A 12,811-nucleotide genomic window follows, 5' to 3' on the forward strand; every position below is an offset into this window, starting at 1 on the left:
GAGGCCGGTCTCCTGGATCCCTTCAGGATCCCGGGGGACCGGCGCGTCTACGCTCCAACCGGTTCCGTCGCGGCTGGCCTAGAAGCCCAGCACCGCGCCGAAGCGGACCATCCTGGGGTTGTCGAAGTTGAGCGGGTTCCGCTGCGCGATCTCGTAGATCTTGCGGTCGTCCGGGCCCAGCTGCTGGCCCGATTCCAGGTTCAGGAACCCGGTGACGTAGGGATCGCCGGTCCCCAGGTACACGCTGTTCGGGTTGTACCGGTTCAGCAGGTTGTACACGTAGAGCTGAAGCTCGAGGCTCATCCCCTGGCGCAGCTTCACGGTCTTGTGCGCCTTGAGGTCCAGCGTCACGTTCCAGGGCTTGTAGCGCGAGTTCAGGTCCCCGACCACGTTGTTGGCGACGGAGAGCTGCGTCACTTCGTCGTAGATCTTCACCGGCGTGTACGGGGTGCCGCTCTGGGCGTTGAACAGCAGGTTCACGCCCGCGTCGGCCCACAGGTTGCGGTATCCCGCGCCCTCCCGCGACTCGTCGGTGTGGAAGTCGATGTTGGCGGTCATCTTGTGCCGCACGTCGAAGTCCAGCGCCGCCACCACCTTGGGCTCCTCGGTGCCCTGCCAGGCGATGTTGCGCTGCGACTGCGGGTTCGACCCGGTGCCGCGCGCCCACGCGATCGTGTAATTGAAGCTGCCGGACACCTTCTCCGAGCGCCGCAACGTGTAGCCCACGTCGATTCCCCGCAGGGTTCCGAAGTCGGTGTTGCGGTACGAGGAATAGGAGTTGGGCGCGGCGGCCTGCTGCTTCACCTGCTCCATCCCCTGGATGTCCTTGTACCACAGCGCCACGTCCAGGGCGCTGGCCTTGCCCAGCTGCTGCGCCACGCCCACCTCCATCTGGGTGGTGCGCTCGGGCTCCAGGTTGGGGTTGCCGAACGGGTAGAAGTACCCGCCGGTGTTCACCTTGTAGGTGAGGTAGCGGTAGTTGGTGTACAGGTCCTGGAGGTTCGGCAGCTGGTAGAACAGGCCGTAGTTGAACCGGAAGTCCGTCTTGTCGGACACCGGGAAGCTCACGCCCAGCCGGGGGCTGAACTTGGTGGAGGCCTTGGCGTCCACGAGCACGGCGTTGCCGGTCGGGATCCAGGTCTCGTTGCCCTGGCCGTCGACCACCAGCGAGTCCAGCGGGTGGGCCGGGTCGGCCAGCCGCTTGGTGCGGGGCGCCAGGTAGTCCCAGCGGATCCCCAGGTTGGCGATCAGCCCCTCGTACTCCACCTTGTCCTGCAGGTACACCGCGGCCAGCAGCGGGTGCTTGGCCAGGTTGTCCCGGTTGTCGATCTTGTTGTTGCTGGCCTTCACCAGCACGCCCAGCGAATCGCGCAGGTCATCCAGGTACTCGTCGTCGGTCTCGCGGCCGAACGGGTCGAACCCGTAGTACACGACGTCGTCGTTCTGGTAGTCCAGCCGGCCCATCACGGTGGGGTACAGGTGGCGGTAGTAGCGCAGCGAGTGGCGCTGGACGTCGCCACCCACCTTCAGCGTGTGGTGGCGGGTGAGCTGGTTGGTGTAGTCCAGCTTGCCCTCCACGTAGGTGCCCTTGCGGTGGAAGAAATCGTCGTCCACGTGACCCGCGGCGAAGAAGTCGTCGTTGTACGCGAACAGCGGGTTGGAGGTGTTTCCGCGCAGCCCTTCGCTGTAGCGAAGCACGTCGTTGAAGTACACGCCGTCGCCGCGGATGCGCTCGTTGCCGCTGGTCGAGATCGCCGCCGTGAGGTAGCTGGTGGTGTTCAGCGTGCGGTTGAGCGTGATCGAGGCGGTGTTGTTGAAGTCGTGATACCTCGGCATGTGCGCGGTGTTGAAGCGGTATTCATTCTGGTAGCGCCGCCAGTCGTCGCGACTTCCCAGGACCGAGACCTTCACGTTGGTCATCGCGTCCGGACGCCAGGCCAGCTTGCCCTGCCAGGTCCAGCCGGTCAGGAAGTTGTTGGGCAGGATGCCCGCGTGCAGCACCTCGCCGTCCGGCGAGACCATGTTCGGGCGCGGCGCGCGGTCGCGGTTGTTGCGCACCTCGGCCGCCAGGAAGAACGTCAGCTTCTCGCTGCCCGGGATCACCGGGCCGGAGAACTGCCCGTTGTACACCAGGTTGCCGTAGCTGCGGGCCCCGGTCCACTTGTTGGTGCCGTAGTCGGTCAGGAACTCCACGTTGCCCGCGAAGCTCTTGCCGCCCTCCTTGGTGATCACGTTCACGATGCCGGAGGACACGCGGCCATACTCGGCGTTGAAACCGCCCACGATGGTGGCCACCTCGAGCACCGCGTTCTGGTTGATGGCGGTGGTGGAGCTGCCGGTCAGCGGGTCCTGGGTGGAGAAGCCATCCACGAAGTAGGCCACCGAGTTGGAGCGGCCGCCGCGCAGGTACAGCGACGGCGCGTTGGAGGCCTCGATGTCGTTGGCGTACCGGCCCTGGGTCACCACGCCTGCCTGCTGGGCCACCGCGTCGCGGTAGCCGCGCGTGGGCATGGCCTGGATCTCCTCGCCGGTGATCACGCGCGTCGAGCCGGTGGCGTCCCGCTGGATCAGCGGCCGCTCCCCGGTGACGATCGATTCCTTCAGGGTGGTGGCGGTGGTGGGGTTGAGCTGTGCGTTCAGCTGGGTGGAGAAGTCGGGCACGATCGTGACATCGGGACGGGAAACACCCTCGTAGCCGATGATGCCGATCTTCACCGTGTATCGCCCCGCGGGGATGTTGAGGAGGAAGTAGGCCCCCCGCTCATCCGACTGGGCTCCCCGCTGCAGGGCAGGAATGGTGACATTGGCGAAGGGGACGGGCTTGCCGGTCTTGGCGTCGGTGACGACGCCCTCCATCTTGCCCGTCGTCCCAGCCCATAGCGGCGCGGCAACAAAAAAGACGCCCATCAAGGCAAGCAAGGCGCCTTTGAGTCCGCTGGCTCGTTCCATCGGTTGAACTCCTTTCCAGGCTACTCGGTCCACCGCGGCAGAAGAACCGGTCCCGCCCCTCGCGGAAAGCGGCGGGATGAAGCCTACTCCTCAAGTCGAATTCCATTTCAACCCGGAGACTGCTTATCTTGCGTTCGAAGGAAGTCTTCCCGAACGTACCTCCTGTTCACATATGGGTACACCGGCGCTCACGCGCCGCGAAACATTACTGGCATAGCATGGTGTGAGCCAACCGCGAACTTGTCAAGAGGAGTTAGCGGGCGGCGCCGCCGGAGGGACTTTCGGGAAGACGTCGGGCGCACCGGAAGTACCCGGGGAGTTCATCCAGGTAGTCGACGTCCTGGGGGCGCAGGGAATTCACGCGCACCTGGCCGAAGGCATGAACGTATTTCGCCGCACCGAGATATATCGCAACGTGAGTGATACTCGAATCGCTCTTGCCGAAGAAAAGCAGATCTCCCGCCCTGAGCGCCTGCGCGCGGCTCAAACCCACGGCGCTTCCGCGGCGCACCTGGTCCCGCGCGTCGCGGGGCAGCGCCGTGCCGGCCAATTCCGCGGCAAGCTGGACGAGACCTGAGCAGTCCAGCCCCCACCCGGTTCGCCCGCCCCACACGTAGGGCACGCCCGTGAAACGCAGCGCATTCTCAACAAGGGAGCGGCGCGAGAAGCGCCCCGGCCGGGCCAGCGCCCCGGAGGGCAGATGACCCCGCGATCCGTCGGGCAGCTCCACCAGGGTGCGCCGCGCCGCGGTGCGCACGCGGACCACGCGCGCCCCCGCGGGCAGGTGCAGCCCCGGCCTTCCCGGGACCGCGAAGCGTAACTCGGAGCTGACCGCCTGGACCACCATCCCGCCCGCGAAGGCCCGCGCGCGCGCCGCCGCACAGGGCCGCAGGCCGGGGGTGCGCGCATATCCCTCGTAGCCGTCGGGGGTCCGGAGCCGGCACCAGTCGGGGCCGGTGGACAGCAGGCGCACGGGAGTGCCCAGGGCGGCATCGCTGACGCGTTCCGAGCAGGGGTCGGCCTCGCGGTGGATGGGTGCCATGGCCACGTCCACCAGCGCGTGTCCCGGCGCGGCGGGGAGCCGCCGGGCCGCCGGGCGCGCAGGGCGTGCGGGGAGACGGCCACCCCGGGCGGGCATCATCCGCCCCGCTGGTCGACCAGCTCGAAGCGGCCGAAGCCGGTGCGATCCACGAAGAAGAAAGTCATGCGGGTGGGCTCGTTGTAGTACCAGATCTCCACGGCCGACTCGGTGGCGGTGCGTGGGCGCTGCTCCATCTGGTCGGGCGGGCCGTACTTGATGTAGATCCTGCCCATGTCGGTGCGCCAGCCCGGCCCCAGCCCCTTCCCGGAGAAGTGCTGGGTGGCGTACCGCACGCGGCGGAAGAACTCCCGCTCCGCGGGGTTGCCCTTGCCGCCCGGGTCTGGATTGTGGCGGTCCCAGAAGCGGTTCCACCGCGCCTGGCGCTCGGGGGCGGGGCAGTCCCGCAGAGAGTCCAGCTCGTCGCTTCGCGCCACCAGAGCCAGCATCTCGATGACCTCGGAGAAGTGTTCGTCGAACACGATCCGGGTCTCGTCCATCTCGAAGCGCAACTGGCGGCGCTCCTTTTCCCCGCCCCAGCGTGCCTGGACCTCCAGAAGGTAGCCACCCACTCCCAGGCGATCCACGGGGGGGCGCAGCAGGTAGGCCGCAACGCCGTCCTTCACGCGCGCCACTCCGGGGGCGTCGGCCAGCTCGGCGCCGCTCTCGTCAAAGATGCGCAGGCGCAGCTCCACGGTGTCCGGACCGGGGCCCTGCACGTAGGCTTCGCCAAAGCAGGCCAGCCGCGGCAGAGGGTTGCCGAACACCAGGGAGACCGAGGGACGGATCGAATCGCGCCGCGGCGGGCCCAGGGAATCCGCCAGGGCGCCCAGCTGGATGTCGCCCAGCCGCAGCGAGGGCCCGCGCCCGCCCGATCTCGGGCCCGGGCCTTCCACGGTGGTCTCCAACTCGGTGGCATTGGAGGCGTCGGCGTTGAGGTCGCGCACCTCCACGCGCACGCGGTAGCGGCCGGGCGGAACCGGGAAGCGACGCCGCTCCCGTATCACCGGCTCCCGGCGGTTCAGCTGGCCATAGTGGTCCAAGGAGACCGCGCGGCGCCACACGTCGCCTCCGCGCAGCTCGTCGCGCGAGTCGTACAGGCTGACGGCGATGTCCACCTCTGCGCGGAAGCCTCCGCCCTCCCGAATGAACGAGAGCTCCGAGGCGCCGATCTCCAGGGCCACCTCCACCAGCGGGGCGCCCGAGGTGTCGCGGAAGCTGGCACAGCTGGTGGTAAACGCGGGCCGGCGGTCCATGGCCGGCATCTGCGCCCGGGCCGCGGAGGGCGGGATCGCAATCGGGAGCGCGAGGAGCCACAGCAGGGTCAGAGAGCGTCGCATCCCGTCGAGGCTAGCACACCGGCGCGCCGGATGGCGCGCCGAAAGCGCGCCCGGCCGACCGAATCCGCGGCGGACATTCCCGCTCGGCCTTCGAGCCGGCCACGATCCCGGAGCCGACGCGACGGCGGCTTCGCGCATTGACGCCGGGGCCTTCGCGTCCTACCATTAGGCTACGGTCGGGTGAGGATCCCGGCCCCGTGCCCTACCCCTCGGCAGTGACCGAACCCTACCCCTGGCAGGCTGCGATGAATGCGTTCGCGCGCTCCGGCCTCGCGGGGGCCCTGGGACTGGCCCTCTGGGTCCTCTCGAGTCCCGTCTACGCTCTCACCCCTCCGGTGCGCGACGGCTTCCCTGAAATCGTGCGGCTCCGCGCCGCCGAGGGCGTGTTTGCGCCCCACCCGGACCCGGGCGGGGCCCCCTTGGCCACGCTCCCGCGGCGCCCGTTCGCGCCCGCCGCGTCGGCGGACACCGCGCGCCGCGCCCTGGTGGTGCCCACGGACTTCGCCGACCAGCCGTCGGTGTACTCCTCGGACAGCCTGCGCTGGCTGCTGTTCGAGTTGCGCTCCAGCGGGCCGGGCACCGGCTCGCTCCGCGACTATTACCGCGACGTCTCGCTGAACCAGCTCGATGTGACCGGCGCGGTGCACCCCTGGATCCGGGCCCGCTACCCCAAGAACTACTACGCGGCGTACCACTTCGGCCTCGGCGGCCTCTCCCCCACGACCCACAACGCGACCACGCTGGTGACCGAAATGGTCCAGGCCCTGGACAGCCTGGGGGTAGACTTTTCGCCCTATGACGTGAACGGCGACGGCTACGTGGACGCCCTGTGGATCGTGCACAGCGGCCAGGGTGGGGAATACAACATGTCGGACGGCACCAATATCTGGTCGCACCAGAGCTCGCTCTCCGCGTGGGGGCTGCCGCCGTACATGACGCACACGCCGTGGCCCGGTCACCCGGGACAGTTCCTGCAGGTCAACCGCTACATCGTCCTGCCCGAGATGAGCAGCGTGCGCCCCGGGGAATTCACCGAGATCGGCACCTACTGCCATGAGTACGGGCACACCCTGGGTCTGCCCGACCTGTACAGCACCGTGGGCCCGCCCTACCCGGGCGTGGGCAACTGGGACCTCATGGCCGGCGGCGCGCACGGGGGCGATGGTCACCACCCCGAGTGTCCCTCGCAGCCGGGCGCTTGGACGCGCGCGTGGCTGGGCTGGCTGCCGCCCTCGAACGTGAGCGCCGAGGGGCCGGTGCGGATCGAGCCCACCGAGACCACGCCCGCCTCGCTCAAGCTGTGGAGCGACGGCCGGCCCCAGAACGAATACTACCTGCTGGAGAACCGCCACCCGCTGGGCTGGGACCGCTACCTTCCCGGCGGAGGGCTGCTGGTGTGGCACGTGGATGACGCCCTGGTGGCCGCCGGCCTGCCCACGAACTCGGTGCAGTCCTATCCCACGTTCGGCGTGCGGGTCATGGAAGCCGACGGGCTCGGCGACCTGTACCTCGGCGTGAACCGCGGTGACGCCGGCGACGTCTACCCCGGCTACTCGCGAAACACCGCCCTGGACGACGCCAGCGTGCCGGTCTCGCGGGACAACCGCGGCGCCAACCCCAACGTGGCGGTGCGCGGTGTGCGGCTGAACTCCGACCGCTCGGTGGAGGCGTACCTGGCGTTCACTCCCGACCGCTGGCAGCCAGCGGGAACGGTGCGCGGTCCGGCGGGAACCCTGGCGCTCTCGGGTGGGGCGGGCTACACCGCGGTCACCGACGGTTCCGGATCGCTGCACCTGCTCTGGGCGGACGACTCGCAGGGGACGTTCCACGTGTATTGCCTGACCCGCCCGCTGGGGATGCGCTGGGAGGCCGCGCCCACGCAGCTGGACCAGTCCGAGGGAGCCTACACGTTCTCGGTCGCCACGGACGCGGACGGCGGCCTGATGGCGGCATGGACGCAGTATTCGGGCGGGCGCTCGCAGCTGGTCGCGCGCCATCGGTCCGCCGGGGGCACCTGGGAACCGCAGCAGGTGCTGCGGGACGGGGTCACCATCTCGTCCGTCCCGTCGCTGACGGGGGATTCGCGCGGGCTGGTGGCGTGCGCCTGGGCGGAACGAATGGCCACGGTGCCGGAGCGCGTGCTGTTGATGACCTGGAGCAACCCCGTGGGCTGGAATCTCTCCCCGTTCGTGCTCCCCGAAGACTCCGTCACCAGCCAGCCCGCGGTGGTGGCCGACGCCCGCGACGGGCTCCACCTCGCGTACCTGCTCAAGAGCGGCGTGAATGTCGGTCTCTACCACACCTCCCGGCCGTATGGCGACGTGGCCTGGTCGCGGCCCAACGGGCCCCTGGCGTTGGGCCGGCTGGTGCGCCAGCCCTGCATCGCGGCGCTGGACAGCGACTGCGTGGTGGTGGCCTGGCGCGATGCCGGCGGCGGCAAGGACGTGATCATGTACCGGCGGCTCAACTCCGCGATCTGGGAGTCGCCCAAGGGGCCCACCGGAACCTCCCTGGGCTCGGCCTGGCCGTTCTCCATGGTGAGTGATGCCGCCAGCAAGCGACTGACCTTCGTTTGGGACAGCGACCCGGGAGACGGGATGCGCGTGATGTACCGCGACATCGGCCTGGAGTCGGCCTGGGACGCCGGCGAGCACGTGCTCGCGGGCCCGGACTCGGGTGGAGCATCTTCGCCCGGCGCGGTGCGCGGCGCCTCCGGCGGCATGGCGGTGGTGTGGCTGCAGAACGGGCGCGTGCACGTGCGGACCCGGCTGGGCACGGTCCCGGTGGGCCGGCCGCCCCAGATCGTGCCGCTGCCATCCTCGCCCTCGCACCTGGGGCAGAGCCGGCCCAACCCCATGAACCCCCACGCGGTGATCCCGTTCCGCGTGCCTGAATCCGGCGCAGTCCTGCCCGCCGGCGGGTCGGCCGCGCGTGGAGCCGGGGTGCCCGCACCTGCGGCTGCGGCGGGCCGCGTGAGCCTGGCCATCCTGGACGTGACCGGCCGGCGGGTGCGCATCCTGCTGGATGGGCCCCGCGATCCGGGCAGTTACGAAGCGACCTGGGATGGCCGGCTCGAAGACGGACGGCGCGCGCCCTCGGGGGTCTACTTCTATCGCCTGGACCTGGGGAGCGGCCGTGTCGAAACCCGCAAGCTGCTGCTGGTCCGCTAGTCCCCGCGTGGCGGGGAGCACCCTGGCCGCGGCCCTGCTGTGGGCCGCGTTGCTGCCGGCCCCACCCGCCCGCGCGGCCCTGATCCGCGTGCCCGCCACCTTTCCCAGCGTGGACACCGCCCTGGTCATGGCTCAGGCCGGCGACACGGTCCTGGTCTCCCCCGGCACGTGGCCATGCTCGGCCGAGATGCGCACCGGGGTGACCCTGGCCGGCCAGGGTGGCGCGGGCTCCGTGATCCTGGATGCGCAGGGCCGCGGTGCCGTGATCCGCCTCACGGATGCCAACGGCGCCACGGTGCTTCAAGACCTGACCCTGACCGGGGGCACGGGCGTGAGCAGCTCGGGGACCAGCTACGGGGGCGGGATCCACGGTTTGCGCTCCTCTCCGGTCCTTTCCCGCGTGCGCATCACAGCCTGCACGGCCCAGGTGGGAGGCGGCGCCTACTTCGAGCTGGGCGCGCCTTCGCTGCGCGCCTGCCTGCTCGACGGCAACCATGCCGAGTTCGGCGCCGGCCTGGCCACCAACCGCGCGGCGGCGCGGCTGGACACCTGCGAGCTCCACGGCAACGCGGCCACCGGGGCCGGCGGCGGCCTGCTGGCGCTGAATGGGTCCTCGTGCGCGGTGTACCTGGGCCAGATCGCCGCCAACACCAGCGACGGCGAGGGGGCGGGAGCCTACTTCCTGAACTCCGCCGCCAACCTGCTCAACGTGACGGTGCAGGGCAACGCGGCGGCGGGCGACGGCGGCGGGATCTACTGCGGGGCGGGCTGCTCGCTGGCCTTCGATTACGACGTGTTCCACTCCAATCACGCCGCGCGGGGGGGCGCCATGTACCTGGGGTGCGCGGGCCCCTCGGGCCGGCCGCTGCCCGCGGCGCTCACCGCGGCGAGTCCCGCGTCCGCGGGCCTGGTGTGCAGCCAGGTCCAGGTGATCAACAACACGCTGTACGCGAACGTGGCCACCACGGCGGGCTCGGGGCTGGCCTTCAACGACGCCGTGCGGGCCACCGTGCTCTACAACATCGTGGCCCTGGGCCAGGGTGGCTACGGGATGAACTGCCTGGACCTGCGCTCCAGCGTGGACGCGCGGTGCAACGACGTGTGGAAGAACACCCCCGCCGACTGGGCCCCCGGCTGCGCCCCGGCGAGCAACCTGAGCATCAACCCGCTGTTCTGCGTCCCGGAGCAGCTCGACTTCCGGCTGTGCGAGAACTCCCCGATGGCGGCGGCGGGTTGCGGGATCTCGTTCGTGGGGGCCTTTCCCGTGGAATGTCCCCCCTGCCGCACCGCCGCCCGCGTCTCCACCTGGGGCCAGCTCCGCCGCCTCTACGGCCCGGGCGCCTCGGCCTCCCCCGCACCCATCTCGCGGTAGCCGATCCACAGCAGCCACGCCGCGGGCAGGGCCCGCGTCGCGTGGTAGAGGACCCGCGTGCCCAGCCCCCACAGGGGCTCCGGATCGGCCTCCGGGGCCAGCCCCGGCACGTCGAAGAAGACCAGCGGCGAGGGCAGCGCCAGCAGCACGCCGGCCAGCAGCACCCCCGCCCGCCGATGCGGCAGGCGCGAGAGCATCCAGGTGAGCACCGGCAGGAGCAGCAGAGCGTGGTGCTCCCACACGTCGCGCGACACCGCGAAGTACATCGAGGTCCACAGGCACAGCATGAGCGGTACGTCGTGCCGCCCGCGCAGCGTGCGCCGCCACGCCAGCGCCACCAGCGCCAGGGTGAGCGCCAGCACCACCCCGCGCCACAGGGGCACCGCCAGGCCGCCCACGGTCACCGACCACGCCGCCGGCCAGGCGGCCTCGGCGGCGACGCTGACCAGCGCCTGCAGCCCGTGGTTGCCCGCGTGCGTCTTCGCCCCCAGTCCCATCACGAAGTAGCGCGCGAAGCGCGGCAGGTCCGCGGGGTGCGAGAGGAAGTAGGGCAACGTGAACAGCGCGACGGCGGCGGCGGCAACGGCCAGCGTGCGCCACGCGCGCTGGCGGTGGAACACCGGCACGTACAGCACGGTGGCGAACTTCCAGAGCAGCGAGAGGATCCAGAACCGCGCCAGGCCGGCCCCGTTGCCCGAAGCCGCCAGGCCGATCAGTCCCAGCACTCCCACCGCCAGGACGAGAGTGAACTGGCCCAGGTAGAGCTCCAGATAGAAGGACGCGAAGCCCAGCCACAGGGCGGGCACTGCCAGTCGCCATCCCCCGGTGGCACCCCATCGTCCCGCGAGTCGCCAGGCCCACAGGGAGCCCAGCAGGCACAGGAGTTCGGTGAGGGCCACCCAGGCCCAGTAGGCCGGCCAGGGCTGGAGGAGCGTCAGGAGTCGGCCGATAGTGAAGGCGAAGCCCGGGAAGTAGCGGAAGTTGCTGTAGGCGTAGGGCGGTTCCTTGGCGGCGGCCCCGTGCGGCAGGTCGTAGGCGTACAGGCTCCCGCCGTGAAGTCCTTGCAGGGAGCCCCAGTAGACGGTGAAGAAGTCCACCGCCTGGCCCTTGCGGTGGGTGGCGTCGTTGTACAGGAAGTCGAGCCGGCCGGAGCCCAGCGACTCCAGCATGGCCACGTGAAACAGCGCCGCTGCCAGCAGGGCCAGCCAGCCCGCCGCGGCCCCCGCGCGCGAGGATCTCATGCCGGGTACGGTACGCCCTCCGGAGCCCGGGTGCAACGCTAATTACAGCAGCTACTTGGGGTCCGCCGGAGCCGCGCGGCAGGCCCCGAGGGGAGCGCGCCCGGGGCGCGGGCAGGTGAGGCGCGCTTCCGAGGTTGACGGCTTCCCCCCGGGGCCCCTATTCTGCCTCCACCCCCAGCAGCCGGCCGCAGCTCCCCCACCGCGGCCACCTCGCATCGCTCTTCGTGCATGACCGGAAACACAGGGAGGTCCATCGGTTTGCTCAAAACCCTGTTCGCCGCGACCCTGTTGTTCGCCCTGACCCCCGCGCCCCGGCCTGCCCACGCGGCCCCGGACGTGGTGGATTCGGGCGCGCGAATCGCGACGCATCGTCTGCCCGCGCCCGAGGGGTTGCACGGCCCCCTGTTCCACGACTTCCGCTACTACGGCCCGCTGGCTTCCGATTTCCGCTACTTCGGCCCGCCGCTGCCGGCCTCCGTGCCGGATCCCATCGGCCCCACGGCGGACGAGCTGGTGGACACCAGCCACCTGTTGCCGGGGCAGCTCACACCCATGATCTGGCCCACGGTCGGGGTCGGAGAGGCGCTCGCGGGTCCGCCCACGCCGGCAGACGAGCCGGAGCAGAGGTATGCGGGACCGCCGCTGCCGGTGGACGTGGCCATGCCCTTCGGACCGCCCGTGCCGCCTTCGGAAATCCCGACCGCCTACGGCTTCGTCTGGCCGGTGGGGGACGAAGACTCCTACCAGGAACCCGACGAAAAGGGCAATCCGGGCTTCCGGGTGGTGCAGGGCTTCATTCCGGGAGTGCGCCGTGGCGGGCGCCACATGGGGGTGGACCTCTCGAACCGCCAGTCCGGTTCGGTGGTGCGCTCCATCGCCGACGGCATCGTGGCGTTGGTGTCCGATCGCAGCAAGGGCGATCCGCGCCACACCGGGTGGGGCAACATGATCGTGCTGGCGCACAAGCTGCCCGGCGGGGAGGTGGTCTACTCGCTGCTCGCGCACCTCAAGGACCGGAGCATCCGCGTGCGGCCGGGCGACCGCGTCACCGCGGGACAGCCCATCGCCGAGGTGGGATCCACCGGCCGCTCCGAGGGCCCGCACCTGCACCTCGAGATGCGCAAGTATCTCAACTGGAACGCGCTCGACCTGCTGCCGGAGGGCTGGCAGCACGTGGGCTTCATGAATCCCCTGGGCTTCCTGGCCACGCACCTGGTGCGCTTCCCGGACCTGCCCGAGAATCACTGGGCCTATCCCTACGCCATGCCGCTGGTCCGCATGGGGGTGCTCAGCGCGGGCCCTTCGTTCGTGCCGGAACAGCCGGTGACGCTGGGAGAATTCGCGGACATGCTCTCCCGGGCCTTCGGCTCCGACGCCCCGCACCTCCCCGCGCACCCCGGCGACGGGCCGGTGTCGCTGGCGTCGGCGATCTCGTACCTGCAGGACGCGCTGCTGCCCGCGCAGGCCTCCGCCGGCGCCGACCAGCGCAACCGTCGCATCCTGGTGAAGAGCCTCGAGCGCGCCACCGGCAGGCCCGCCACCGATTTCGAGCACCCGCTGACCCGGGCCGAGGCCGCGGTGCTGCTCAAGGCCGCGCTGGGCGCCGACAACCGCGAGCCGGCCAGCACCGCGCAGGCCCCGGCAGGCGCGAAGAAGTAAGC

At 70.5% G+C, this 12,811-nt stretch carries 7 protein-coding genes; 3 read left to right on the forward strand and 4 right to left on the reverse strand.

The features are described 5' to 3' along the window. Window positions 1–78: 78 nt before the first annotated feature. The 3 genes from HZB25_10200 to HZB25_10210 form a co-directional block, all read right to left on the reverse strand. The gene (locus HZB25_10200) at window positions 79–2,856 is read right to left on the reverse strand and encodes a TonB-dependent receptor (protein ID MBI5837606.1); all 2,778 of its coding nucleotides are present in this window, start codon (window positions 2,854–2,856) and stop codon (window positions 79–81) included. Between the two features lie 346 nt (window positions 2,857–3,202). Beyond that, window positions 3,203–3,991 (reverse strand): C40 family peptidase, encoded by a 789-nt coding sequence (locus HZB25_10205; GenBank protein MBI5837607.1) that lies wholly within the window; start codon window positions 3,989–3,991, stop codon window positions 3,203–3,205. Between the two features lie 95 nt (window positions 3,992–4,086). Then, window positions 4,087–5,367, reverse strand: coding sequence for a GWxTD domain-containing protein (locus HZB25_10210; GenBank protein MBI5837608.1), 1,281 nt, complete (start codon window positions 5,365–5,367; stop codon window positions 4,087–4,089). 245 nt (window positions 5,368–5,612) lie between these two features. Here HZB25_10210 and HZB25_10215 point away from each other — a divergent pair, with 245 nt between their 5' ends. Then, window positions 5,613–8,537, forward strand: a complete 2,925-nt coding sequence (locus tag HZB25_10215) for a M6 family metalloprotease domain-containing protein (GenBank protein MBI5837609.1) — start codon at window positions 5,613–5,615, stop codon at window positions 8,535–8,537. Continuing rightward, entirely contained in the window at window positions 8,503–9,909 is a 1,407-nt protein-coding gene (locus HZB25_10220; protein ID MBI5837610.1) for a hypothetical protein, read from the forward strand. The genes HZB25_10215 and HZB25_10220 overlap by 35 nt, the downstream gene beginning before the upstream one ends. Here HZB25_10220 and HZB25_10225 read toward each other — a convergent pair. After that, complete coding sequence (locus HZB25_10225; GenBank protein MBI5837611.1) at window positions 9,864–11,150, reverse strand: DUF2029 domain-containing protein; 1,287 nt, start codon at window positions 11,148–11,150, stop codon at window positions 9,864–9,866. The two genes, HZB25_10220 and HZB25_10225, sit on opposite strands and share 46 nt — an antisense overlap. 258 nt (window positions 11,151–11,408) lie before the next feature. Here HZB25_10225 and HZB25_10230 point away from each other — a divergent pair, with 258 nt between their 5' ends. After that, complete coding sequence (locus tag HZB25_10230; GenBank protein MBI5837612.1) at window positions 11,409–12,809, forward strand: peptidoglycan DD-metalloendopeptidase family protein; 1,401 nt, start codon at window positions 11,409–11,411, stop codon at window positions 12,807–12,809. Window positions 12,810–12,811 lie beyond the last annotated feature (2 nt).

The organism is Candidatus Eisenbacteria bacterium, from assembly GCA_016235265.1.
GTDB lineage: Bacteria > Eisenbacteria > RBG-16-71-46 > RBG-16-71-46 > JACRLI01 > JACRLI01.